This is a genomic window from Collinsella sp. AF18-8LB (genome assembly GCF_003459795.1).
GTDB lineage: Bacteria > Actinomycetota > Coriobacteriia > Coriobacteriales > Coriobacteriaceae > Collinsella.
On record NZ_QRWU01000001.1, the window covers coordinates 357,254 to 382,212 of the forward strand.

Consider the following 24,959-nt stretch of genomic DNA (forward strand, 5'->3'; position numbering starts at 1 on the left):
GAATGCGGACTGGATTGGGTAGCTAAAAAAGCCCCGTCCCAAATTAGCTACCCTGCTGGGCATACAATGGATGTCGTTGTGTTGAGCTTACCGGGAGGCTGTTATGTGGGCATACGAGACGACGTTCTATCAGATCTATCCGCTGGGCTTTTGCGGGGCTCCGCGCGAAAACGCCGCGCCTGTTGCCGAGGATGAGCTCTTCCAAGCTGCCGGTACCGCGCGCAATCCCGATGCCCCCATCATGAAAATCGCCCAATGGGCCGATTACCTGCAGGAGTTCGGTATCGGTGCCGTGTTGATCAACCCTCCGCTTGAGTCCGATAGCCATGGCTACGATACGCGCAGCCTGCGCCATATCGACCGCCGCCTGGGTGGAGATGCCGATTTTGCCGCCGTATGCGAGACACTGCACGCCCATGGCATCCGCGTGGTGCTCGATGCGGTCTTCAACCATGTGGGCCGTGGCTTTTGGGCCTTCCGCGATGTGCAGGAGCGCAAGTGGGATTCGCCCTACAAGGACTGGTTCCACATTAGCTTTGACGGCGAATCCTGCTATGGCGACGGCTTTTGGTACGAGGGCTGGGAGGGCCATTTTGAGCTCGTGAAGCTCAACCTGCAAAATCCTGCCGTAGTCGATTACCTGCTCGAGTCTGTGCGCCGTTGGGCCGATGACTTTGGCATCGACGGCCTGCGCCTGGACGTCGCCTACATGCTCGACCGCGACTTTATGCGTCGCCTGCACTCCTTTACCCGCGAGCTCAAGCCCGACTTTGTACTGATCGGCGAGACGCTCCACGGCGACTACAACCAGATCGTCAACGACGAGATGCTCGACTCCTGCACCAACTACGAGTGCTACAAGGGCCTGTATTCCAGCTTTAACTCAGTCAATATGTTCGAGATCGCCCATTCGCTGCATCGCCAGTTTGGCGGCGACCCGTGGTGCATCTACCGCGGTAAACACCTGCTGAGCTTTGTCGACAACCACGACGTGCCGCGCCTGGCGAGCATTCTCACCGACAAGCGCTGTCTGCGTCCCGCCTATGCCATGCTGCTTGGTATGCCGGGCATTCCGTGCGTCTACTATGGCAGCGAGTGGGGGATTGCCGGCGAAAAGGGCGGACCCGATGGCGACTGGGCGCTGCGACCCGCACTCGACGAGCCCGCGCCTAACGAGCTGACAGGCTTTATTGCGCAGCTTGCACACCTGCGCTCGACAAACGATGCGGCGGCACGCGCTCTCAACTACGGCGCGTACCGTAACGTGGTGATTCAAAACAAGCAGCTGCTGTTCGAGCGTGCCTGCGACGACGCCACGGTGCTCGTGGCGGTGAATGCCGTGGACGAGACCTATTCCTTTACAGCCGGCGAGCTCAACGGGTCCTTTGTCGACCTGCTTGCCGACGACGCGCCCACGGTCGAGCTGGCGGGCACGCTTGAGCTTGCGCCCTATGAGGTGCGTTATCTGCTGAGGGTCTAGCCCATGCCTGCGTCTGACGAGGGCTATCAACATATTGAGCATGGGTTTGAGCCCGTGTTCGACCGGCACTCGCGCGTTTTGGTGCTCGGGTCGTTCCCCTCGGTGCTTTCGCGCGCCAATGCCTTTTACTATGGCAACCCTCAGAACCGCTTTTGGCGCGTGATAGCGGCATGCCTCGGTGCGCCTGTGCCACCCAATGAGGGCGATCCTTTGGCGGACGGTACGCCGGCGACACTCGACGCCTCGATTGCCGCCAAGCGATTCATGCTCCTCGACGGCGGCGTAGCCCTGTGGGATGTGATCGAGAGCTGCGATATCAAGGGCTCGAGTGACGCTAGTATTCGTAACGTCGTGCCGGCACACATCGAGCTCATCACCAGCAACGTGTCCATTGAGCAGGTAATATGCAACGGTGGCACGGCGGGGCGCCTCTACAAGCGCTATCTACAGGAGCGGACGGGCCTGCCCGCTGTCATATTGCCGTCAACAAGTCCCGCTAACGCGGCCTGGCGCCTGGAGCGCCTCGTTGAGTGCTGGCGCGAGGCCGTTGACTGGGGTGCTCGATAATTTAGATAGTTGATTGAGCACGGGTGCCGAGACGTTTGATGATGGCGTGCCAGATTGACGTGGGCACGGCGGGCTTGGCGAAAACCACGCCATCTGCTGTGACATCCCCGGTGTCGCCGCCGCCGAGTCGTTGGGCGTGCTCAACCGAGCAGCCCATGCGCACGGCGCCTACCAGCTTATCCATCGCTTCGGAAAACGGCCGTCGCAGAAGTCCCATGCGTGGGGAATGGTGAAGCGCCGCGATGCCGCTGCCGGCACAGATGACAACGCCGCCGCACCACGTTAGCCTACGGAGTTCGCAAGCTTGGCGCAGGCACTCGATATACCGGTGCGCCTCCTCGGTGCGCCCACAGGTGGCTTGAACGACGACATAGACGCGCGTTCCCGTATTGCCAAAGCGATCGAGTGCTTGTTGAGCGGCGGATGCCGCCTCATCGTTGGGCTTATCCGTAATCGCGAGCACAATGCCATCGACGGCGGCATCGGCGTCATTCGCCTTCAAGTCGACCGGGCGGGGGAGCGCGGTGCCGGAAAGCCGGGCATAGGCCGCGATGGCATCCTGCAGGTCCCAGAGCAAAAACTCAAGATCGGCGCTATTGGGAATACTGACGTATGCAATCTTCTGCAGTGTTTTGGGCTTATTGCCCTGCGGATCTGTCTCCATGCCGCCTCCTTTCCGGTTCGTTTCCGTTTAGGTTACACCGTCTGGCGGCGCCTCGCCGCGCTATCCTAGTGCAACCCTTACGAAAGGAACGCCATGCGCCTGCCCATGAATACCTCGCTTGCCACGCTCAAGCCTTCCGGCATCCGCCGGATCAACGCGCTCGCCGCTCAGCACCCGGGGTGCATCGCGCTCGCGCTTGGCGAGCCCGATTTTCCCACGCCCGATGTGATTGGCGCCGAGGTGACTACCTCGCTGGTGCGCGGTGACACGCACTATCCGCCCAACAACGGTCGCCCCGCCCTGCGCGAGGCGCTGTCTGCCTACATGGGCGACGCGGGTCTTACGTTTTCTGCCGACGAGGTCATCCTGACCGACGGCGCGACCGAGGCCCTGTCGGCAACGTTCATGGCTATGCTCAACCCTGGTGACGAGGTCATTATCCCCACACCGGCCTTTGGCCTGTACGAGAGCATCGTCGTGGCCAACCATGCCAAAGCTGTCTTTTTGGACACGGAGCCCGCACAATTTCAGATTGACGAGGACGCCCTTCGTGCTTGCGTGACGCCGGCGACCAAAGCCATCGTCATTTGCTCGCCCAACAATCCCACGGGCTGTATCCTCAACGCGGCTTCGCTCGACGCCGTGGCGCACGTGGCGGAGCGGACGGGCATCTACGTGGTCTGCGACGACGTCTACAACCGCCTGGTCTATGTGGATGGCTACGAGCGCTTTGCCCAGCGTCACCCGGAGCTGCGTGAGCAGACGGTAGTCATCGAGAGCTTTTCCAAACCCTGGGCCATGACCGGCTGGCGCTTGGGCTGGCTCGCAGCCGCAGCCCCCGTCATCGCCGAGATCGCAAAAGCTCACCAATACTTAGTATCGAGTGCCGTCTCCTTCGAAATGGACGCCGCAGCCAGAGCCCTCACCGTCGACCCAACCCCCATGCTCGAAGTCTACCGAGCCCGCCGCGAGCGCGTACTCGCAGCCTTAGACGCCATGGGCCTCGACGCAGTAGAACCAGCAGGAGCCTTCTACGCCTTCCCCAGCATCAAACAGTACGGCCTAACCAGCGAAGATTTCTGCATCAAAGCCATCAAAGAAGCCAATGTAGCCCTAGTCCCCGGAGACTGCTTCGGCTGCGAAGGCCACATCCGCCTAAGCTACTGCGTAAGCGACGAAAACCTAGACAAAGGCCTAAATCGCCTGTCCGCCTTCATTTCGACTTTGTAGTCCTCAGGGATGCAACACATCAGCCCACCGACATAAGGGTTATGCGTGGGGCGCGTCGCTCAACGGACACGAGGATTCGCAGCAAAGGCAACGTAGCTCCGGCCGGGAGGGGCAGGGCGAGTTTTCCGTAGATTCCGCACGAGCCGAAGGCCACTTAATGTGGCCTTCGTGCGAGCCCAGGACTTGACCGAGCGGAAAACTCGCCCTGCCCCTCCCGGTCGGAGCGTATGCAGGGTTTGTGTACGAATCCTCGCGTCCGTTGACCGACGCCGGGGTCCCCGCCATAATACTTTCGGTTCACGCACGAATCCGCTGCCAGAGACAGCCGGTGCAAACGGGCTTCGCCCGCAAGCTTAATGGGACATCCCGCCAGCCGAGGTGGTCGAGTAGATATGTCTTCTCGCCCCCGTCGCTCATGCAGCGCGGGGGCTTTCTTTTTGGACATGCCCCCGTCACGTCCTTGTGGCGGACCGTGCCCGGAAAGAATTCGAGGAGGTGTAATTCATGCCCCAGCAGTACAAAATCGACAAGGTTGCAGAGATCGAGTCCCGTATCGCCGAGAACGCCGGTCTGTTCGTCGTCAACTACAACGGTCTGACGGTTAAGCAGGCTCAGGAGCTGCGTCATCAGCTTCGCGAGTGCGGCGCCGAGATGAAGGTCTACAAGAACAACCTGGTCAAGATCGCTCTCAAGAACCAGGAGCAGCCCGAGCTCGACGAGATCCTCGCCGGCCCCGTCGCTTATGTGTTCTACGAGACCGAGCCGGTCGAGGCCGCTAAGGCCCTCAAGGACTTCTCTGCTAAGTCCAAGGGCGTCCTTGAGATCAAGGGCGGTATCTCCGACGGCAAGGCCGTTTCCGCTGATGATGTTAAGGCTATCGCCGAGCTGCCCACCAAGGATCAGCTTCTCGGCCAGATCGCCGGTCTCATCTCCGGTTTCGCTCGCGACATCGCTGTCTGCGTCAACGGCGTTTCCTCTGGTCTCGCTCGTTCGATCCAGCAGGTTTCCGAGCAGAAGGCAGCCTAGTCGCTGTTTTCACCCGCGGCGGCAACGCCGCACCCCTGGCGCATTCGCGCTGTGTTTTAACTGATCTCCGTGCACAGACACGGAAACCGAAAGGACTTAGAAATGGCTAAGCTTACCACCGACGAGATCATCGATGCTCTTAAGGAAATGACCCTTCTCGAGGCTTCCGAGCTCGTCAAGGCTATCGAGGACACCTTCGGCGTTTCCGCCGCTGCTCCTGCTGCCGTTGTCGCCGCTCCCGCTGCTGGCGCTGCTGAGGCCGAGGAGAAGACCGAGTTTGACGTCGTGCTCGAGGGCTTCGGCGACAACAAGATCCAGGTCATCAAGGCCGTCCGTGAGCTCACCAACCTTGGCCTGAAGGAGGCCAAGGAGGTCGTCGAGGGCGCTCCCAAGGCTGTTCTCGAGGGTGCCAAGAAGGAGGACGCCGAGGCTGCCAAGGAGAAGCTCGAGGCTGCTGGCGCTGCTGTCACCCTCAAGTAATCAGGCTTTCTCGCCAGATTTCTTTGCAGACGGGGTTCGCATTGCGAACCCCGTCTTTTTTGTTTTTCGGTCCCTCGGCATCGGTTGCTCAAACTACCATGTTCTGTGATTTGCGTCGTAGCGGGTGCCCTGCCGTTGGACAATAAAATTGCACCATTCGAGCAATAATTTGCGTTGACCTGCTGAAGAATTGTCTCTGCCTTGTAGCGACATATAGTTCCAGCGGTAAGATGCTTGGGTATCGCAATTTGGTCTGCGGCTGTGTGCCGCACGCATGGGGCGCTTTTGCGCCTGCGAAAGGATCTTTGAATAACATGAAGGCAATCATCCCCGCCGCCGGTCTTGGCACGCGTTTTCTGCCTGGCACTAAGTGCACGCCCAAAGAGATGCTGCCGGTGCTCGACAAGCCCGTCATTCAGTACGTCGTCGAGGAGGCGCTCGAGCCCGAGGAGGTCGACGATGCCATCATCGTTACCTCTCCCGGTAAGCCCGAGCTGCTGAGCTACTTCCAGCCCGATCGCTCGCTCGAGAACCTGCTGCGCGAGCGCGGCAAGAACGCCTATGCCGATGCCGTAGCCCACGCTGGCGGTATGCCGGTCGATTTCCGTTATCAGTACGAGCCCAAGGGCCTCGGCCATGCTATCCGCTCTGCTGCCGACGCCGTGGCAGGGGAGAACTTCCTTGTTCTTCTGGGCGACTACGTTGTGCCCAACCGCGACATCTGCGACAAGATGCTCGCCGTCTCCAAGGAGCACGGTGGCGCTTCGGTTATCGCCGTCGCTGCTTGCTCGCCCGAGGAGGTCAGCCGCTACGGCGTGATCGCCGGTGAGCGCGTCGGTTCGCTCGAGGGTGCCGAGGACGTTGCCGATGCTGAGCCGGGCGCTGTCTGGCGTATCGGCGGTCTGGTCGAGAAGCCCGCCCCCGAGGCGGCTCCGTCCAACCTGTACATCGTCGGCCGCTACCTGCTGAGCCCGCTGGTCATGGACCTGCTTGCCGACCAGCAGGCCGGTAAGGGTGGCGAGATCCAGCTGACCGACGCCATGGCCCGTTCGCTCGACCGCGAGGCCATGTATGCCGTTGTCATCGACCCGCTGTCGGGCTACGACACCGGCACTCCCTCTGGCTGGATGGCCACCAACGCCCTCATGGCCGCAAGCGACCCCCGCTTTGCCGATGCCTTTTGGGACGCCATCGACGAGCGCGGCGGTCTTAAGCGCAACTAGCACGTGCCACGGGTGCGGACTTCGGTTCGCACCCGTTTTTTGTTCGCGGGCCATGTAAGCCGTTGCGGGAGGCCGTCGTTGTCCTGCAGGGGAGTGTGTGTTCACAGAAAATATATGAACGCATGTTCGATACAACACCATCTACCTGCTCGTTTTCTGTTGAAAAACTTTGCTACTCCAAAAACTCAATCGCGTCAAGGCTTTTCTTGCCCAACGGTCGGTACCTGATAAACTATTAGGTTGCGATAACTGGCGAAGCTATGCCTCGCCAACCCACCGAGCATTTCCGTGAAGGAGGAAAAACCTGGTGACCTACGCATACACTGCCACTGAGCGCAAGCGCGTCAGCTTCGGGAAAATCCCGGAGGCCATGGAGCTCCCCAACCTTATCTCTGTTCAAAGGGAATCCTTTGAGCGTTTTAAGGACGAGGGCCTTCGTGAGGCGTTCAAGGAATCCAGCCCCATCCAGAGCCAGAACCATGTTCTCGAGGTTACCTTCGGCGAGCATCAGTTCGGCGATCCCGCGCACACCGTCGAGGAGTGCCGCGAGAAGGACATGACCTATCAGGCTCCGCTTCTGACCGACGTCCGTCTCACCAACAAGGAGACCGGCGAGATCAAGGAGCAGCTCGTCTTTATGGGCGACTTCCCCATGATGACCGATCAGGGCACCTTTATCATCAACGGTACCGAGCGTATCGTCGTCTCGCAGCTCGTCCGCTCCCCGGGCGTGTACTACAGCTCCGAGATGGATTCGGGCAAGCAGATCTACAAGGCCCAGATCATTCCGTCCCGCGGTGCCTGGCTTGAGTTTGAGGTCGACAAGCGCGATCAGCTCATGGTCTCCATCGACCGTAAGCGCAAGCAGAGCGCCACGATGTTCCTGCGCGCCCTTGGCATCGCCGTCACCAACGACGACATCATCGAGCTGCTCGGCAACTCCGATGTGATCAAGCGCACCCTCGAGCGCGATACCGCCCTCACTCGCGAGGACGCCCTCATCGAGATCTACCGTCGCCTGCGCCCGGGCGAGCCTCCCACCGTGGACGCTTCCCGCAGCCTGCTCGAGGGCCTGCTCTTCAACCCGCAGCGCTACGATCTGGCCCGCGTCGGTCGTTACAAGGTCAACAAGAAGCTCAACCTCACCACCGAGGAAGAGGTCACGGTGCTCACCGACGAGGATATCGTCGCGACGCTGCGCTACCTGCTGTCCCTCGCTGCCGGCGAGCAGGGCTTCAAGGTCGACGACATCGACCACTTTGGCAACCGCCGCATCCGCACCGTCGGCGAGCTTGTCGCCAACCAGTTCCGTATTGGCATGAGCCGTATGGAGCGCGTCGTCCGTGAGCGCATGAGCTCCCAGGACATCGACGAGATCACCCCGCAGTCGCTCATCAACATCCGCCCGATCGTGGCCTCCATCAAGGAGTTCTTCGGTTCCTCGCAGCTCTCGCAGTTCATGGACCAGGCGAACCCCCTGACCGGTCTGACCCACAAGCGCCGTCTGTCCGCACTCGGCCCTGGCGGTCTTGCCGGCCACAAGTCGGGCTCCAGCCGCCGCACCAACGTGCCGACGGCCGTCCGCGACGTTCACAACTCGCACTACAGCCGCATGTGCCCGATCGAGACCCCCGAAGGCCCCAACATCGGCCTGATCGGCTCGCTTGCCCTCTACGCCCGCGTCAACGAGTACGGCTTCATCGAGGCTCCGTTCCGTCGCGTCGAGAACGGCGTTGCCACCGACCAGATCGACTGGATGACCGCTGACGAGGAAGAGAAGCACGTCATCGCGCCGGCCAACACGCCGCTCGATCCCAAGACCAACGAGTTCATCACAACCGATGCCGAGGGCAAGATCGTTCGTCCGCACACCGTGATCGCCCGTACCCGCGACTTCGACGGCTCCTTCGGTGCTCCCGCCGACGTGCCTGTCGAGGACGTCGACTACATGGACGTCTCGCCGCGTCAGATGCTCTCCGTCGCAGCCACGCTGATTCCGTTCCTGGAGCACGACGACGCCAAGCGTACGCTGATGGGCGCTAACATGCAGCGTCAGGCCGTGCCGCTGGTTCACCCCGCCGCTCCCTATGTCGGTACCGGCATGGAGCGTCGCGCCGCTCTGGACTCCGGCGAGGTCACCCTGGCCAAGAATGCCGGCGAGGTCATCTTTGCCGACGCCGCCAAGATTATCGTCAAGCATGCCGGCGGCATGGACGAGTATCACCTGGCCAAGTACCAGCGCTCCAACCAGTCCACCTGCATCAACCACCGTCCGCTCGTGCGCGTCGGTGACACCGTTGAGCAGGGCGAGCCCCTGGCCGACGGTCCTTCGACCGATCATGGCGAGCTTGCACTGGGTCAGAACCTCACCGTGGCATACATGCCGTGGGAAGGCTTTAACTACGAGGACGGTATCGTCGTGTCCGAGCGCCTGGTGGCCGAGGACCTGCTGACGACCATCAACATCACCCGTCACGAGATCGACGCCCGCGACACCAAGCTCGGTCCCGAGGAGATCACCCGCGAGATCCCGAACCTCTCCGAGGACATGCTTGCCAACCTCGACGAGGACGGCATCATCCGCATCGGCGCCGAGGTCGGCCCTGGCGACATCCTGGTCGGCAAGGTCACACCTAAGGGCGAGAGCGCTCTGACCGCCGAGGAGCGCCTGCTGCGCGCCATCTTCGGTGCCAAGGCCCACGACGTCCGCGATACCTCCCTTAAGATGCCTCACGGCGCTTACGGCCGCGTCATCGATGTCGTCCGCTTTAGCCGCGAGAACGGCGACGACCTGGCCCCCGGCGTCAACGAGCAGGTGCGCGTCTACGTCGCCCAGCGTCGTAAGATCCAGCAGGGCGATAAGATCGCCGGCCGCCACGGCAACAAGGGTGTTATCTGTAACGTTCTGCCGGTCGAGGACATGCCCTACATGGCTGACGGTACCCCGATCGACGTTATCCTCAACCCGCTGGGCGTTCCTTCGCGTATGAACGTCGGCCAGCTGCTCGAGTGCCACCTTGGCTGGGCTGCTGCCTGCGGTTGGGATACCGAGCAGGCCGACTCCGACAAGTACGTCCCCGGTCCGTTCTTCACCGCCACGCCCGTCTTCGACGGCGCCAAGGAGGACGAGATCGCCGAGGTCATTCGTCGTGCCAACAAGAACATGCTCAACAAGGCCACCGCTGCCTTTGGCGATCACATGCGCCCCGAGTTCGTCACCCAGCTTGACGAGCGCGGCAAGACCCGTCTGTTCGACGGCCGTACCGGCGAGGAGTTCCGCGAGCCCATTACCGTGGGTACGTCCTACATCCTCAAGCTCGGCCACATGGTCGACGACAAGATCCACGCCCGTTCGACTGGCCCTTACAGCCTGGTTACCCAGCAGCCTCTGGGCGGCAAGGCCCAGTTCGGCGGCCAGCGCTTCGGCGAGATGGAAGTTTGGGCACTGTACGCTTACGGTGCTTCCAACGTCCTGCAGGAGATCCTGACCGTCAAGTCCGACGATACCGTGGGCCGCGTCAAGACCTACGAGTCCATCGTCAAGGGCGAGAACGTCCCGGTTCCGGGTATCCCTGAGTCCTTCAAGGTTCTCGTCAAGGAGATCCGCTCCCTCGCGCTGGACATCGAGCCCATGCACGATGCCGACGAGGACGCCTCCGCCCCTGTGACCGCCGAGGAGACCTCTGCTCTCGACGACCTGGCTGCGCTCGCCGGCGTTGACACCGACGTCGAGGCCGAGGATGCCGAGACCGCCGAGGCACCCGAGGCTGTCGCCGCCACGACCACTGATAAGGAGTAGTTGACTGTGGCAGATTTCGAAGCTACTGATTTTGACTCGGTAAAGATCTCCCTTGCCTCCGCCGACCAGATCCGTTCCTGGTCGCACGGTGAGGTCAAGAAGCCGGAGACCATCAATTACCGTACCCTCAAGCCCGAGAAGGACGGCCTGTTCTGCGAGAAGATCTTCGGTCCCGCCAAGGACTGGGAGTGCTCCTGCGGCAAGTACAAGGGCATCCGCTTTAAGGGCATCGTCTGCGAGCGCTGCGGCGTCGAGGTCACCTCGGCCAAGGTGCGTCGCGACCGCATGGGCCACATCGAGCTCGCCGCTCCCGTGTCCCACATCTGGTACTTCAAGAGCCCCACGAGCTTCCCGATGAGCCGTATGCTCGACATCAAGTCCAAGGACCTCGAGAAGGTTCTGTACTTTGCCAGCTACATCATCACCGAGGTTGACTACGAGGCTCGCGAGGCCGACGCTGACGACCTGCGCGAGGAGCTCGCCGCCGATCTGGAAGAGATCGATGCCGAGTGCGCCCGCCAGATCGAGTCCCTCAAGGAGCAGGGCGACCCCGAGAACTTTGACGAGTTCTCCGACGAGGAGCCGCTGACCCCCGAGGAGATCGCCTCTGGCATCGTCGACATCGAGGAAGAGTGCAAGGACGAGAAGCAGCTCCGCACGGACGCCTTCAACGCCTTCATGAAGCTCACCGAGCGCGACCTCATCTCCGATGAGCCGCTGTTCCGCGAGATGACCCGCTACTACTCCATGTACTTCAAGGGTGGCATGGGTGCCGAGGCCGTCCGCGACCTGCTCGCTGCCATCGACCTTCCTTCCGAGGCCGAGAAGCTCAAGGCCATCATCGCCGACGAGGACTCCCAGAAGCAGAAGCGCGAGAAGGCCGTTAAGCGCCTCGAGGTCGTTGACGCCTTCCTGAAGGGTGGCAACAGCCCCGCGAACATGATCCTGGACGTCATCCCGGTCATTCCGCCCGATCTGCGCCCGATGGTCCAGCTCGACGGCGGCCGCTTCGCCGCGTCCGACCTCAACGACCTGTACCGTCGCGTGATCAACCGTAACAACCGACTCAAGCGCCTCCTCGACCTGGACGCCCCCGCGATCATTGTGAACAACGAGAAGCGCATGCTCCAGGAGTCCGTGGACGCCCTGTTCGACAACGGCCGTCGTGGTCGCCCGGTCTCTGGCCGTGGCGGTCGCCCGCTCAAGTCGCTCGCCGAGGCCCTCAAGGGCAAGCAGGGCCGTTTCCGTCAGAACCTGCTGGGTAAGCGTGTCGACTACTCCGGCCGTTCGGTTATCGTTACCGACCCCAAGCTGCTGCTGCACCAGTGCGGTCTGCCCAAGACCATGGCGCTGGAGCTCTTCAAGCCCTTCGTCATGAAGCGCCTGGTCGAGCTTGGCAAGGTCGAGAACATCAAGGGCGCCAAGCGCGCTATCGACCGTGGTGCCACTTTTGTGTGGGACATCCTCGAAGAGGTCATCGACGGCCGCGTCGTGCTGCTCAACCGTGCACCGACCCTGCACCGTCTGTCCATCCAGGCCTTTGAGCCGGTGCTGGTCGAGGGCAAGGCTATCCACCTGCACCCGCTGGTCTGCTCGCCCTTCAACGCCGACTTCGACGGCGACCAGATGTCTGTCCACGTGCCGCTGTCCAGCCAGGCTCAGGCCGAGGCCCGCGTGCTCATGCTCTCTGCGAACAACCTGCGCTCGCCGGCATCCGGCAAGCCGGTCAACATCCCTTCGCAGGACATGATCATCGGTGTGTACTACCTCACCCAGGTCCGCGACGGTCTGCCGGGCGAGAACCACGTGTTCTCGAGTTTCGACGACGCGCTGCACGCCTATGACTGCCGCTCCGAGGTCGACATGCAGGCCAAGATTCAGGTCCGCGTGTCCGCTGCCGACGCCAATGTCATCAACGAGGACGGCACCCGTATCTTCCGCGTCAAGAACGGCAAGAACGAGTTTGTCGACTACGACGTCACCGGCAACAAGACCGCGCGCTTCGAGACCTCTATCGGCCGCATCATCTTCAACCGCCAGTGCCTGCCCGAAGACTACGAGTTCATGAACTACAAGATGGTCAAGGGCGACGTGGCCAAGCTGGTTGCGGACTGCTGCGATCGCTATCCCGAGGCCAAGGTCGGCCCGATCCTCGACGCCATCAAGTACTCCGGCTTCCACTACGCTACCCGCGCCGGCCTCACCATCTCGGTGTGGGACGCTCTCATCCCTGCCGAGAAGCAGGAGCTGCTCGATCGCGCCCAGGCCAACGTCGACCAGATCAACGAGTACTTCGAGGAGGGCTTCATCAACGAGACGGAGCGCCACATCGAAGTCGTTAACGAGTGGACCGCTTGTACCGATAAGGTTGCAGCGCTCATGCTCGACTTGTTCGACGAGGAGAACCCGCTCTACATGATGGCCGACTCCGGCGCCCGTGGTTCTAAGACCCAGCTGCGTCAGCTCGGCGGCATGCGTGGCCTGATGGCAGACATGTCCGGCGAGACGATCGACCTTCCCATTAAGGCGAACTTCCGCGAGGGCCTGCTGCCGCTCGAGTACTTCATTTCGACCTACGGCGCCCGTAAGGGCCTGGTCGATACCGCATCCCACACCTCAGACTCTGGTTACCTGACCCGTCGTCTGGTCGACGTGGCCCAGGACGTCATCGTCCGCGAGGAGGACTGCGGTACGCACGAGGGCGTCACCTACAACCTCATCATCCCCGGCACCACCGACCTCAACACCGACCTCGTCGGCCGTTGCTTCATTGAGGACGTCGTGGCTCCCGATGGCACCGTGCTTTTTGAGCAGGACGGCTACATCGAGAAGGTCGCTGACATCCAGAAGATGGTCGATGCCGGCCTTAAGAAGGTCAAGCTTCGCGCGCTGCTCACCTGCCGCTCCAAGTACGGCGTGTGCCAGAAGTGCTACGGCTGGGATCTTTCCACCCGTCGTCCGGTCGCCATCGGTACTGCCGTCGGCATTATTGCCGCCCAGTCCATCGGCGAGCCCGGTACGCAGCTTACGATGCGTACCATTCACTCCGGCGGCGTCGCTGGCGTCGACGATATTACGCAGGGTCTGCCTACGGTCAGCCGTATGTTCGATATCGTCGGCAACGTCAACGAGAAGATCCTGGGTCGCGAGGCCGAGCTGGCTCCGTACTCTGGTCACCTCTCGATTAAGCCCGAGAAGTCCGAGTACGTGCTGACGCTCACCGACTCCGAGGATCACACCCGTGTCCTCGACGAGCGTCGTGTCCCCGCTTCGGTGCGCTTCATGCCCGAGATCGAGGACGGCTGCGAGGTTCGCGCTGGCGACCAGATCACCAAGGGCTTCGTTAACTTCCGCAACCTGCGCAAGCTGACCGACATCGAGTCGACGATGCACACCTTCGTCGAGAGCGTCAAGGACGTCTACACCAGCCAGGGCGTCGACCTGAACGACAAGCACATCGAGGTGCTCGCACGCCAGATGCTGCGTCGCGTTCAGATCACCAACCCCGGCGACTCCAAGTACCTGCTTGGTCAGTACGTCGACCGCTACGAGTTTGCCGACGAGGTCGAGCGCGTTGCCCGTCTGGGCGGTCAGGCTCCTGTGGCCGAGCCCGTCATCCTGGGTACGCTCAAGGTCGCGTCCAACATCGACTCCTGGCTGTCGAGCGCTTCGTTCATTCGTACCGCTGGCGTCCTTACCGAGGCTGCCATCGAGGGCAAGGTCGACCACCTGCTCGACCTTAAGTCCAACGTCATCGTCGGTAAGAAGATCCCGGCTGGTACCGGCCTCAAGCCGTACGCCAACGCCAAGCTGACGTATCGCACGGCCGACGGCTACGTGGACATCGACGGCCCGGCTTCGCCCAACGCCAAGTCGCTGCCCGAGTGGGCTCCTGTGGAGCTCAAGGACCTGGACGAGCAGCTCCCGCAGCAGCTCGACTGGGCCGGCTACGACGAGTTCGGTGGTGCTGACGGTTCGTTCACCCGCAACGGCCACACCATCTCCGCCGAGAAGGCTCGTCTGTACCTGTTCGACGATCTGGGCGTGTCGCAGCGCTGGACCAACAAGTTCAGCGAGGTTGGCATCGAGACGGTCGGCGACCTGGTTGGCAAGTCCGAGGAGGATCTGCTGCGCATCGATGGCATCGGCGCCAAGGCGATCGAGGAGCTCCGTGACGGCCTGGAGGCCCACGATCTGCTCTACATCCTCGAGAACAACGACGACGTTGCCGACGAGGAAGACCTCTCGCAGCTGCTGCAGATGGTCTTTAGCCCCGACGGTCCGGACGATATCCTGCTGGGTACCTCCGCTCCGACGCATCACGCCGACGCCGACGAGGAGCTCCTGGGCGCCCCGATCGACGACAAGAAGGCTCCCGCCAACGGCGCGATCAACGAGGACATGGCTTCCCTCGACGAGCTGCTCAACCAGCTCGTGGACACCGACGACGCCGAAGAGGCCAAGGACAACGACGAGGAGTAACTAGTTCCGCCGTTCTAACGAACGGCGGCGACCTCCGTCGCTGCGCGGCCCCCAGAGCTACAATCTGTCATTCAAAAGGCAGGGCATGACCAGAAGGTCAATGCCCTGCCTTTTTCATGCCACCTTGTACGCTCTGGGGGCCGCTCGCTTGCGTATGATCAACCTGTTGCGTTCCGTTGATCCCTTGCCAAAAAGGGACGGATTAATTTTGGTAGTTTTTCCTGCTTGAATTTGAAACATTCCGTTTGGTCAAAGCGTATCTATGGTGAGGGCCCCATCAAGAACCATCAATGTCACCGGGAGGTGATTATGGAAGAACAAGCATTTAGACAGGCGGTTGAAGATCACCGGGATGTCGTGTTTCGAATCGCATTGACGTACCTGCGCGATCGCGCCGATGCCGACGATGTTGCGCAAGACGTCTTTCTAAAGTTACTCAAAAGCGACACGCAATTTGAAAGCTGGGAACATCTTCGTCGATGGCTTATCCGGGTCACGATCAATGAATGCAAATCGCTCTTTCGAAAGCCATGGAGGCGTGTGGAGGATATTGAGAACCTGGCCGAGTCGCTTTCGACAGCGCAGGAGGAGACCAAGGCGGTCCTGTCAGACGTTATGCGGCTTCCGGAGCGATTCCGTGTTCCCATCGTGCTCTATTACTATCTGGGCTTCTCGACTTCAGAGATTGCCGAGTTGCTGCACGTACCAGCCGCGACCGTTCGAACGCGTTTAGCTCGCGGCAGATCGAAACTCAAGTTCATCCTAGAGGAGGGCGACCGTGAAATCCAACCAAATCAAGCAGGCCTTCGAGTCCGTCCAAGCCGATAGCGATCTTGCTGACCGTGTTCTTTATGCCGCTGCTGGTGAGCCGCTTCGCCGAAAGGGTCACGCGAAGCCTCTGTATGTTGCCGTGATCGGATGCCTTGCCGGAGTGCTGGCGACCGGAGGGGTCGCCTACGCCGTCGTCAATTCCAGTTATTTTGCCTCTGCCTGGGGAAACCATGGCAACGGAGAGTCCATTACCTGGACTCAAGGTGGCTCGTCGGGGACTAAATATACCTACACCAGAGAGTTTGGTGATGGTATCGCGCCCCAAAGCTTGGAGGGTTCAGTACAGAAGGTCAATCTGTCCGTCGAGGGCAACGGCTATACACTCGACATTCATGATATGGCTATCGATAAAAACGGTTGCGGTGCCGTGACGTTTACGTTGTCCAATCCAAATGGTGTTAACTACTACAAGCCGGCAGCAGAGACTGGCGAACTTGTTCTCTATGGTGAAGAAGAACAAGGCATCGGCACGCCCGACATGAAGTTCGGCGAGGAATGGGCTGACACACGCTGCACCATTGATAAGGACACATCAAGCGATACTGTCATTAATGGCACGATGTACTTTGCTTCTATGGATCGCGAGCGAGGTTTTCAACATGCGGTCACCTGGAATATCCAGTGGACCGAGGGCGAAGGTGAGAGTGCGAGGCAGTTTAAAGCATCGACGCCCGAGTTTAGCGTTGGAGCGTACGTCGATACAAAGGAACTCCGCTCCGGTGACTCGTCTCTCGAGATCAGTCCGTTTTCCATCCAGACGCACATCGATGATCTGGGCTATGAAGCAGTTGATCATAAACTGACCGTCACCTACAAGGATGGGTCAGAGCAGATTATCGAAGATGACGACGCAGGGGCGTACAATTTCTATGTTTCGATGGGACGCAATAGCGGAGAGAACATTTGGGTGCCAACGAAGTTGATTGATGTCGACCAAGTGGTTTCAGTAACGCTCGAAGGCACACGCTGCACTTCAACAGGGGGCGCCGAAACGTCGGAACCCTTTACCATCGTCTATTCGTAAGATTTGGGGCCGCTTTCTACTAGGGGAAGCGGCCTTCTTTGCGGTAAATGGGCGGTTAGACCGCACGATATTCGCCTGCATTCCTGAAGTATGCGGCAAAATCTTGATGGGTCGACCACACCGTATATGCTCAAGCGCTCTACCTGCGGGTTTATTATCGCAAAACCCCGGTGCGCTCGGCGGGTCCAGAATTTGCCGCATACTTCCGAAAGCGCCGCCGATTTCCATGCGACAGGTGAGAGCAGATCACCGTTGGAGCGCGACGTTTCCCCAGATAAAACCGACCAAAATAAACCTGTCCCTTTTTGGCAGGTAACGTTGCCCCGACGAGCACGTCGGATCCCCGGCCCGGGCGGCACAGGGGTTAAGTTTGTCGCGAGTTCCGCACGAGCCGGAGGCCACTTAATGTGGCCTCCGTGCGAGCCAGGACTGTAGAGCAGCAAACTTAACCCCTGTGCCGCCCGGGCCGGGGATCCGCCCCCGCGCACAGGAGGGGATTCCTTTTGTGTAGGCTTTGCGGAAATGTGCCAATTTTGGGATACGCCCGGCGGCGTGGTCTGTTGACGGCACAGCTAACGCCACGTATCCTATCGAACTGCGTGTTTCGTAGGGGGATGCTGACCCCTCGATTCAAGCCGTTGCACTTTACAGAAAGCTGGAATCATTCGAGAAGGAGTACGCTTTGCCTACTATTAACCAGCTGGTTCGCCAGGGCCGTCGTTCCGTGCCCAAGAAGTCCAAGAACGCTGCTCTGCAGCACAACTCCCAGAAGCGCGGCGTGTGCACCCGCGTCTTCACCACGAGCCCCAAGAAGCCGAACTCGGCTCTTCGTAAGGTTGCCCGTGTTCGCCTTGTCAACGGCATCGAAGTTACTGCTTACATCCCGGGTGAGGGCCACAACCTGCAGGAGCACTCCATCGTGCTCGTCCGCGGCGGTCGTGTCCGTGACCTCCCTGGTGTCCGTTATCACGTCATCCGTGGCGCCTATGACGCTGCTCCGGTCCAGAACCGTATGCAGGCCCGTTCCAAGTACGGTGCTAAGCGCCCCAAGGCCAAATAAGCCAGATAACGTTTTGATACTTTCGCCGTGTGCCGTCTTGAGCGCCGCACGGTAGACACTTAAGGAGATTTCACATGCCGCGTCGTGCAGCAGCTAATCGTCGTGAGGTTCAGCCTGACGCCGTTTACAACAACCGCCTGGTGACTCAGCTCATCAACAAGGTCCTTCTTGACGGCAAGAAGGCCACCGCTGAGCGCATCGTTTACACCGCTTTCGAGATCGTTGCCGAGAAGTCCGAGGGCGGCGACGCTCTCGCTACCTTCAAGAAGGCTATGGACAACGTCAAGCCCACGCTCGAGGTTAAGCCCAAGCGTGTCGGTGGCGCTACCTATCAGGTCCCGATGGAGGTCAACTCCCGTCGTTCCACCGCTCTGGGTATCCGCTGGATCGTCAACTTCTCCCGCGCTCGCAAGGAGAAGACCATGGCCGAGCGTCTCGCCAACGAGATCCTCGACGCTTCCAACGGCCTGGGCGCTTCCGTCAAGAAGCGTGAGGACGTCTTCAAGATGGCCGAGGCCAACCGCGCGTTCTCTCACTATCGTTGGTAAGTTAAGGTAAGGAACTAACATGGCTAAGCCTAAGTACAAGCTTTCCGATACCCGTAACATCGGCATTATGGCCCACATCGATGCCGGTAAGACCACCACGACCGAGCGTATTCTTTACTACACCGGTAAGACCCACAAGATCGGTGAGGTCCATGAGGGCGCTGCCACCATGGACTGGATGGTTCAGGAGCAGGAGCGCGGCGTAACCATTACCTCCGCTGCTACCACCTGCTTCTGGAACAAGGACGGTAAGGACTACCGCATCCAGATCATCGACACCCCGGGCCACGTTGACTTCACCGCCGAGGTCGAGCGCTGCCTGCGCGTCCTCGATGGCGCTGTCGCCGTCTTCGACGCCGTTGCCGGCGTCCAGCCCCAGTCTGAGACCGTTTGGCGTCAGGCTTCTACCTTCAACGTCCCCCGCATCGCCTTCATCAACAAGTATGACCGCGTGGGCGCTGACTTCTTCAACGCTATCGAGACCATGAAGGATCGTCTCGACGCTAACGCCGTGGCCGCTCAGGTCCCGATGGGCGCCGAGGACAACTTCTGGGGCGTCATCGACCTGGTCACCATGACTGCTTGGGACTTCAAGGCCGACGAGAAGGGCATGACCTACCCCGAGCCGATGGACGAGATCCCGGCTGAGTTCGCTGACATCGTTGCCACCAAGCGCGAGGAGCTCCTCGACGCTGCTGCCAGCTTTGATGACGAGCTCATGGAGAAGATCCTCATGGAGGAGGACTTCACCGTCGAGGAGCTCAAGGCTGCTCTGCGCAAGGGCGTCCTGGCCAACGAGCTCAACCTCGTCTTCGTGGGCTCCGCCTACAAGAACAAGGGTGTTCAGGAGCTGCTCGACGCTGTTGTCGACTACCTGCCCAGCCCGCTCGACGTCGAGGCCATCACCGGTACCGATCCGGACACCGGCGAGGAGGTCGAGCGTCATCCTTCCTTCGACGAGCCCTTCTCCGGCCTGGTCTTCAAGATCATGACCGACCCGTTCGTCGGTAAGCTCACCTACGTCCGCGTTTACTCCGGTCGTGCTGAGTCCGGCTCCTACGTTGTCAACGCTTCTAACGGTCAGCGCGAGCGCCTCGGCCGCATCCTCGAGATGAACGCTGCCGAGCGTATCGACCGTGATGACGCTGCCGCCGGCGACATCGTCGCTTGCGTCGGCTTCAAGAACTCCACCACCGGTGACACCCTGTGCGCCGAGGGCAAGGAGATCGTCCTCGAGAAGATCGAGTTCGCTAAGCCCGTTATCGACGTTGCCATTGAGCCTAAGTCCAAGGCCGAGCAGGACAAGATGTCTCTGGCTCTGACCAAGCTCGCCGAGGAGGACCCGACCTTTACGGTGTCCACCAACCACGAGACCGGTCAGACCATCATCGCCGGCATGGGCGAGCTGCACCTCGAGATCATCGTCGACCGTCTGCTCCGCGAGTTCAAGGTTGACGCTAACGTTGGTAAGCCCCAGGTTGCCTACCGCGAGACCGCTGGTCACGACGTCGAGAAGGCTGAGGGCAAGTTCGTCCGTCAGTCCGGTGGTCGCGGTCAGTACGGCCATGCCGTCATCAAGCTCGAGAAGATGGAGGAGGGCTTCGGCTACGAGTTCGTCAACGCTATCGTCGGCGGTGTCGTGCCCAAGGAGTACATCCCGTCCATCGACAAGGGCATCCAGGAGGCCCTGAACACCGGTGTTATCGCCGGCTTCCCGGTCCTTGACGTTAAGGTCACCCTGTTCGACGGTTCTTACCACGAGGTCGACTCCTCCGAGGCCGCCTTCAAGATCGCCGGTTCCATGGCTATCAAGGACGCTCTCAAGAAGTCTGACCCGCAGCTGCTCGAGCCGATCATGGCTGTCGAGGTCGAGACCCCCGAGCAGTACATGGGCGACGTTATGGGCAACCTCTCCGGTCGCCGCGGCAAGATCGAGGGCATGGAAGATCGCAAGAACAGCAAGCTCATCCGTGCCAAGGTGCCGCTGGGCGAGATGTTCGGTTACGCTACCGACCTTCGCTCCCAGACCCAGGGCCGTGCATCCTACACGATGCAGTTCGACTCTTATGAGCCCGCGCCCAAGTCCATCGTGGACGAGGTCATGAGCAAGAACGCCTAAGTTCGAGCTCCCTGTTACGTAATCCGCGAGAACATCTCTCGCACTCTTTGGAGGTTTAAGTTGGCTACCCAGAAGATCCGCATTCGCCTCAAGGGCTATGATCACGAGGTCGTCGATCAGTCCGCGAAGCTCATCGTCGAGACCGCTCAGAAGACCGGTGCTCGCGTTTCCGGTCCTGTCCCCCTGCCCACCGAGCGCAACCTGTACACGGTCATCCGCTCGCCGCACGTGAACAAGGACTCCCGTGAGCAGTTCGAGATGCGCACCCACAAGCGCCTCATCGACATCCTCGACCCCACCTCGGGCACCGTTGATTCGCTCATGCGTCTCGACCTTCCCGCTGGTGTCGATATCGACATCAAGCTCTAAGCTTTTTGCTCGATCGCACGATTGATAAGGCCGCAGCCCTTTGGGTTGCGGCCTTTTTGTATCGATGCTGTAAAGGGTCTACACTACTGAGCTATTCGACAAACGGGTGTATGAGTAACGCTGTTGGGGGCAGGTAAAGATGGTCGAGTGGATTGTTAAACGAGCACAAGGTGACCGGGCGCGCGTGGGCACGTTGACGGGCGTGGTGTGCATTATCGCCAATGTGGCACTTTGTGCTGCGAAGGGTGCCATCGGTGTGATTTCGGGTTCGGTTTCGATTGTGGCGGACGCTATGAACAACCTGTCCGACGCCAGCTCAAACATCGTGAGCGTGCTTGGCTTTAAGCTGGCGAGTAAGCCGGCGGACCCTGAGCATCCTTACGGACATGGACGCTACGAGTATCTCTCGGGCCTGGTCGTGGCGGCGCTCGTGCTGCTCATCGGCCTTGAGCTAATCAAATCCTCGGTTGAACGCATCATCCATCCCGAGCCTGTTGAGTTCTCGCTTGCCCTGGTTGCGGTCCTGCTGCTTTCGATGGTCGTTAAGCTGTGGATGGCGGCCCTCAACCAAAAGCTCGGCGACCGTATTGAGTCCGAGACGCTGCATGCGACGGCTCAGGATTCCAAGAACGATGTTCTTGCCACGGGTGCTGTGCTGGCATGTGCGATTGTTTCTCAGGTGACGCATGTCAATCTTGATGCCTGGGTCGGCCTTGCCGTTGGCGCCTATATTGGCTGGAGCGGCTTTGAGCTTATCCAAGATACGGTGAGCCCGCTTTTGGGCCAAGCACCCGACCCCAAACTGGTCAAGCATATCCGTGGCAAGATCATGAGTTATCCCGGTGTTTTGGGCGTGCATGACCTGATGGTTCACGATTACGGTCCGGGCAGGAAGTTTGCGAGCGCCCATGCCGAGATGGCAGCTGAGGTCAGTCCACTAGAGAGCCACGACACGCTCGATAACATCGAACAGTCGTTTAAGGACGAAGACGGCATGATCGTCACGCTCCATTACGACCCCATCGTGACCGACGACCCCAAGGTGGCGAGCATGCGTTTGTGCATTAACGCTATGGCTCAACAGATCGATAGCCGCCTTTCGATTCACGACTTGCGCTGCGTGCCGGGCCCTACGCACACCAACGTGATCTTTGACTGTGTGCGTCCCTCGGATCTGCAGATGAGTGCCGAAGACGTAAAGCACACGCTGGCCCAGAGGGTCGAATCCGAATATCCTAAGTCGATTGCCAAGATTACGATTGACGAAGACTACGTAGGCCATGCCCACGAGTAGGGCTGTGTCGGCAAAGTAATGTATGCAGAAGGGGAGAACATGAAGAGGCTGTATCTGCTCCGCCATGGCCAGACGGAATTCAACGTCAAAAAGCTGGTCCAGGGCCGCTGCGATTCACCGTTGACCGACCTAGGCCGCAAACAAGCGGGAATGGCGGCCGCATGGCTCAAGGGCCACGACGTCGTCCCCGACAAAGTGGTCTCATCGCCCTTAGGCCGAGCTATGGACACGGCAAGTCTCGTCGCAACCGAGCTCCTCGGCCCGGACGCAGCCGTCGAACCCTGCGAAGGCATCATCGAGCGCAGCTACGGTACCTTCGAAGAAGGCCCTCACGACGCCCTGCCCACCGACGTCTGGGACCCCGGCGAGGATTTGGTCCCATTTGGCGGAGAAGGAAGCCATGCCCTGCAGGAGCGCATGGTAAGTACCCTCGCTTACCTCATGAGCGCCGAAGACGTTGAAACTCTCCTAGCAGTAAGTCACGGCAGCGCCAGCCGCCAATTCATCAAGGCTGCAGCCCCAGAGGGCTTCGAGCTCCCAACAAAACTCCCCAACTGTGCCATCATGATCTTCGATTTCGATGAGGCGAAGCCACAAGCAGAAGGCGAGCCAATGCAATGCAAGTTCACCCTCCAGCAAATAGTGGACCCCCAACAAGGTAATTAGCTGAGCGAGCAGGGTTAAGCAGACATCAACGTGTCGTCTCCCGAGCTTTGGCGGAGGGGCGGCGAAATATATTAAGTTTGTCGCGAGTTCCGCACGCAAAGGAAAGCACTTAATGTGCTTTCCGTCTTGCGCAGGACTGTAGAGCAGCAAACTTAATATATTTCGCCGCCCCTCCGCCAAAGCCCAGGCGATTCCACGCACTTTACCTGCGTAAACAATGTGAGTGAAATATGAATCTCGATGGATACGCCCGCAGCCGTGTATACTAAACAGCTGTGTGAAACCAGGGGAGTATTTTGGCTGGACAAAATGCCTGCTTAATAGGGTTGTCAGGTAGTTCGGGCACAATACAAGGCTGGGGAGCACGTCGTGTAAGTAGTGGTCCTCTAGGGGCGTACGCTCGGTGGTGTACGCATTGTCCCAAGACCACGCGAGAGTTGGGATCATATCTTGATCAGCATGATTCTCGGCCGCAAGATTGGCATGACCCAGGTTTGGGACGAGAACGACAACGTCGTTCCCGTCACGGTCATCCAGGCTGGCCCCTGCGCTGTCTCGCAGGTTAAAACTCAGGCAACCGACGGCTATGACGCCGTCCAGATCGGTTTCGGCGACATCAAGGCCAAGAACGTGAACAAGCCCATGGCTGGTCACTTCGCCAAGGCTGGCGTCGAGCCTGTCCGCTTCCTTCGTGAGGTCCGCGTCGAGAACGGCGAGGAGCACAAGGTCGGCGAGGTCGTTACCGTCGCTGATTTCGCTGATGTCGAGAAGGTCGACGTCATCGGCACCTCCAAGGGTAAGGGCTTCCAGGGTCGCATCAAGCGCTGGGGTCAGCGCCGCGGTCCTATGACGCATGGTTCTCACTTCCAGCGTCACCCCGGTTCTATCGGTCAGTGCGCCTATCCTGCGCGCGTCCTCAAGGGCGTCAAGATGGCCGGTCACATGGGTAACGAGCGCGTTACCGTCAAGAACCTTTCCGTTGTCCGCATCGATGCCGAGCAGAACCTCATCTTGGTCAAGGGCGCTGTCCCGGGTGCCAAGAATGGTCTCGTCGCCATCCGTATGGCCTAAGGGCCCAGCCCATTTAGCCCAGCGTCATACCAAGGAGAACACTTAAATGGCAAAGTTTGAAGTAAAGAACAGCGAGGGCAAGAAGGTCGCCGAGGCCGAGCTCGCCGCTGAGGTGTACGGCATCGAGCCGAACATCCACGTTATGCACCACATCGTCAAGTGCCAGATGGCCTCTTGGCGTCAGGGCACCCAGTCTGCTAAGGGTCGCTCTGAGGTTTCCGGTGGCGGCAAGAAGCCTTGGCGTCAGAAGGGTACTGGCCGTGCCCGCCAGGGTTCCATCCGTGCTGCCCAGTGGCGTCACGGTGGCGTCGTCTTCGCCCCCAAGCCCCGTTCCTACGCTAAGCGTATGAACAACAAGGAGGTCAAGCTGGCTATGCGCTCCGCGCTGTCCGCCAAGCTGGCCGATGGCGAGCTCGTGCTCGTCGACGACTACGGCTTCGAGAAGCCTTCCACCAAGGCTGCCGTCGCCATGCTCAAGGCTCTCGGCCTTGAGGGCAAGCGTCTGACCATCATCGTTCGCGATGAGGACGTCAACGCCTACCTGTCGTTCCGCAACATTCCCAAGACGTTCATCATCACCGCCGACGAGGCCAACACCTACGACCTCGTCAACAACAACGCCGTGCTGATGCCCGCCGACATCGCCGCTCACTTCGGGGAGGTGCTTGCATAAATGACCGCCCACGAGATCATCATCCGTCCGATCGTGTCCGAGCGTTCCTTCTCCGGCATGGAGCAGAACAAGTACACGTTCGAGGTCGCCAAGGATGCTAACAAGTATCAGATCAAGGACGCTGTCGAGGAGATCTTCGGCGTCAAGGTCGTTCGCGTGAACACCCTGACGGTCAAGCCCAAGACCAAGCGTGTGCGCTATGTCGCCGGCAAGACCCGTTCTTGGAAGAAGGCCATCGTCACGCTGGCCGAGGGCGACACCATCGAGGTCTTTGGCAACCAGGCCTAAGACTCGCTGCTGTTGAGTGAGCTCATGCCTCCCAAATAGGGGAGGCGAGAGCTCAAGGTTTTGGG

At 60.1% G+C, this 24,959-nt stretch carries 20 protein-coding genes; 19 read left to right on the forward strand and 1 reads right to left on the reverse strand.

What is annotated here, in order from left to right:
* Positions 1 to 103 precede the first annotated feature (103 nt).
* Positions 104 to 1,480: an alpha-amylase family glycosyl hydrolase gene (locus tag DWX25_RS01600; RefSeq protein WP_117798562.1), complete on the forward strand. Its 1,377-nt coding sequence runs from the start codon at positions 104 to 106 to the stop codon at positions 1,478 to 1,480.
* A gap of 3 nt (positions 1,481 to 1,483) precedes the next feature.
* Positions 1,484 to 2,047: a uracil-DNA glycosylase family protein gene (locus tag DWX25_RS01605; protein WP_117734317.1), complete on the forward strand. Its 564-nt coding sequence runs from the start codon at positions 1,484 to 1,486 to the stop codon at positions 2,045 to 2,047.
* Position 2,048: 1 nt separating this feature from the next.
* Here the strand turns inward: DWX25_RS01605 and DWX25_RS01610 are convergent, their stop codons facing one another.
* Positions 2,049 to 2,711 (reverse strand): hypothetical protein, encoded by a 663-nt coding sequence (locus DWX25_RS01610; RefSeq protein WP_117734318.1) that lies wholly within the window; start codon positions 2,709 to 2,711, stop codon positions 2,049 to 2,051.
* Between the two features lie 93 nt (positions 2,712 to 2,804).
* Between DWX25_RS01610 and DWX25_RS01615 the strand changes: the two genes are divergently transcribed.
* The 17 genes from DWX25_RS01615 to rplW all read left to right on the forward strand — a co-directional run bounded on the left by DWX25_RS01615 (position 2,805) and on the right by rplW (position 24,894).
* Positions 2,805 to 3,941, forward strand: coding sequence for a pyridoxal phosphate-dependent aminotransferase (locus DWX25_RS01615; protein WP_117734319.1), 1,137 nt, complete (start codon positions 2,805 to 2,807; stop codon positions 3,939 to 3,941).
* Between the two features lie 504 nt (positions 3,942 to 4,445).
* Positions 4,446 to 4,967, forward strand: coding sequence for a 50S ribosomal protein L10 (gene rplJ, locus DWX25_RS01620; protein ID WP_089572500.1), 522 nt, complete (start codon positions 4,446 to 4,448; stop codon positions 4,965 to 4,967).
* Positions 4,968 to 5,069: 102 nt separating this feature from the next.
* Positions 5,070 to 5,447, forward strand: coding sequence for a 50S ribosomal protein L7/L12 (rplL, locus tag DWX25_RS01625; RefSeq protein ID WP_006235005.1), 378 nt, complete (start codon positions 5,070 to 5,072; stop codon positions 5,445 to 5,447).
* A gap of 314 nt (positions 5,448 to 5,761) precedes the next feature.
* Positions 5,762 to 6,670, forward strand: coding sequence for a UTP--glucose-1-phosphate uridylyltransferase (locus DWX25_RS01630; RefSeq protein WP_117734321.1), 909 nt, complete (start codon positions 5,762 to 5,764; stop codon positions 6,668 to 6,670).
* Between the two features lie 370 nt (positions 6,671 to 7,040).
* A complete protein-coding gene (locus DWX25_RS01635) occupies positions 7,041 to 10,469 on the forward strand; it encodes a DNA-directed RNA polymerase subunit beta (RefSeq protein WP_233503781.1) in 3,429 nt (1,142 codons plus the stop codon).
* A 6-nt stretch (positions 10,470 to 10,475) separates the two neighbouring features.
* Positions 10,476 to 14,951, forward strand: coding sequence for a DNA-directed RNA polymerase subunit beta' (locus tag DWX25_RS01640; RefSeq protein ID WP_199411177.1), 4,476 nt, complete (start codon positions 10,476 to 10,478; stop codon positions 14,949 to 14,951).
* 309 nt (positions 14,952 to 15,260) lie between these two features.
* On the forward strand, positions 15,261 to 15,779 hold the full coding sequence (locus tag DWX25_RS01645) for an RNA polymerase sigma factor (RefSeq protein ID WP_233505178.1): 519 nt from the start codon (positions 15,261 to 15,263) through the stop codon (positions 15,777 to 15,779).
* The gene (locus DWX25_RS01650; protein WP_117794179.1) at positions 15,730 to 16,806 is read left to right on the forward strand and encodes a DUF4179 domain-containing protein; all 1,077 of its coding nucleotides are present in this window, start codon (positions 15,730 to 15,732) and stop codon (positions 16,804 to 16,806) included. Before DWX25_RS01645 ends, DWX25_RS01650 begins: the two co-directional genes overlap by 50 nt.
* A 682-nt stretch (positions 16,807 to 17,488) precedes the next feature.
* A complete protein-coding gene (gene rpsL / locus DWX25_RS01655) occupies positions 17,489 to 17,866 on the forward strand; it encodes a 30S ribosomal protein S12 (RefSeq protein ID WP_006235012.1) in 378 nt (125 codons plus the stop codon).
* Between the two features lie 74 nt (positions 17,867 to 17,940).
* Positions 17,941 to 18,414 (forward strand): 30S ribosomal protein S7, encoded by a 474-nt coding sequence (gene rpsG / locus DWX25_RS01660; protein WP_006235013.1) that lies wholly within the window; start codon positions 17,941 to 17,943, stop codon positions 18,412 to 18,414.
* Positions 18,415 to 18,433: 19 nt separating this feature from the next.
* Positions 18,434 to 20,533 (forward strand): elongation factor G, encoded by a 2,100-nt coding sequence (fusA, locus tag DWX25_RS01665; RefSeq protein ID WP_117798566.1) that lies wholly within the window; start codon positions 18,434 to 18,436, stop codon positions 20,531 to 20,533.
* A 60-nt stretch (positions 20,534 to 20,593) separates the two neighbouring features.
* Positions 20,594 to 20,902 (forward strand): 30S ribosomal protein S10, encoded by a 309-nt coding sequence (rpsJ, locus tag DWX25_RS01670; protein ID WP_022094184.1) that lies wholly within the window; start codon positions 20,594 to 20,596, stop codon positions 20,900 to 20,902.
* Between the two features lie 139 nt (positions 20,903 to 21,041).
* On the forward strand, positions 21,042 to 22,196 hold the full coding sequence (locus DWX25_RS01675; RefSeq protein ID WP_117734327.1) for a cation diffusion facilitator family transporter: 1,155 nt from the start codon (positions 21,042 to 21,044) through the stop codon (positions 22,194 to 22,196).
* Between the two features lie 39 nt (positions 22,197 to 22,235).
* The gene (locus tag DWX25_RS01680; protein WP_158557547.1) at positions 22,236 to 22,862 is read left to right on the forward strand and encodes a histidine phosphatase family protein; all 627 of its coding nucleotides are present in this window, start codon (positions 22,236 to 22,238) and stop codon (positions 22,860 to 22,862) included.
* A gap of 450 nt (positions 22,863 to 23,312) precedes the next feature.
* Positions 23,313 to 23,933 (forward strand): 50S ribosomal protein L3, encoded by a 621-nt coding sequence (rplC, locus tag DWX25_RS01685; RefSeq protein WP_089572481.1) that lies wholly within the window; start codon positions 23,313 to 23,315, stop codon positions 23,931 to 23,933.
* 46 nt (positions 23,934 to 23,979) lie between these two features.
* A complete protein-coding gene (gene rplD / locus DWX25_RS01690) occupies positions 23,980 to 24,606 on the forward strand; it encodes a 50S ribosomal protein L4 (RefSeq protein WP_006235032.1) in 627 nt (208 codons plus the stop codon).
* Positions 24,607 to 24,894: a 50S ribosomal protein L23 gene (rplW, locus tag DWX25_RS01695; RefSeq protein ID WP_006235033.1), complete on the forward strand. Its 288-nt coding sequence runs from the start codon at positions 24,607 to 24,609 to the stop codon at positions 24,892 to 24,894.
* Positions 24,895 to 24,959: the final 65 nt, after the last annotated feature.

Bases quoted from the DNA above. Each gene is read 5' to 3' on its own strand.
- DWX25_RS01635 (WP_233503781.1), top strand. From the start codon at position 7,041: ATGGAGCTCCCCAACCTTATCTCTGTTCAAAGGGAATCCTTTGAGCGT.
- rplW (WP_006235033.1), top strand. From the start codon at position 24,607: ATGACCGCCCACGAGATCATCATCCGTCCGATCGTGTCCGAGCGTTCC.
- rplL (WP_006235005.1), top strand. From the start codon at position 5,070: ATGGCTAAGCTTACCACCGACGAGATCATCGATGCTCTTAAGGAAATG.
- DWX25_RS01680 (WP_158557547.1), top strand. From the start codon at position 22,236: ATGAAGAGGCTGTATCTGCTCCGCCATGGCCAGACGGAATTCAACGTC.
- fusA (WP_117798566.1), top strand. From the start codon at position 18,434: ATGGCTAAGCCTAAGTACAAGCTTTCCGATACCCGTAACATCGGCATT.
- DWX25_RS01615 (WP_117734319.1), top strand. From the start codon at position 2,805: ATGCGCCTGCCCATGAATACCTCGCTTGCCACGCTCAAGCCTTCCGGC.
- rplD (WP_006235032.1), top strand. From the start codon at position 23,980: ATGGCAAAGTTTGAAGTAAAGAACAGCGAGGGCAAGAAGGTCGCCGAG.
- rplJ (WP_089572500.1), top strand. From the start codon at position 4,446: ATGCCCCAGCAGTACAAAATCGACAAGGTTGCAGAGATCGAGTCCCGT.
- DWX25_RS01610 (WP_117734318.1), bottom strand. From the start codon at position 2,711: ATGGAGACAGATCCGCAGGGCAATAAGCCCAAAACACTGCAGAAGATT.
- DWX25_RS01600 (WP_117798562.1), top strand. From the start codon at position 104: ATGTGGGCATACGAGACGACGTTCTATCAGATCTATCCGCTGGGCTTT.
- DWX25_RS01675 (WP_117734327.1), top strand. From the start codon at position 21,042: ATGGTCGAGTGGATTGTTAAACGAGCACAAGGTGACCGGGCGCGCGTG.
- rpsG (WP_006235013.1), top strand. From the start codon at position 17,941: ATGCCGCGTCGTGCAGCAGCTAATCGTCGTGAGGTTCAGCCTGACGCC.
- DWX25_RS01630 (WP_117734321.1), top strand. From the start codon at position 5,762: ATGAAGGCAATCATCCCCGCCGCCGGTCTTGGCACGCGTTTTCTGCCT.
- DWX25_RS01605 (WP_117734317.1), top strand. From the start codon at position 1,484: ATGCCTGCGTCTGACGAGGGCTATCAACATATTGAGCATGGGTTTGAG.
- DWX25_RS01645 (WP_233505178.1), top strand. From the start codon at position 15,261: ATGGAAGAACAAGCATTTAGACAGGCGGTTGAAGATCACCGGGATGTC.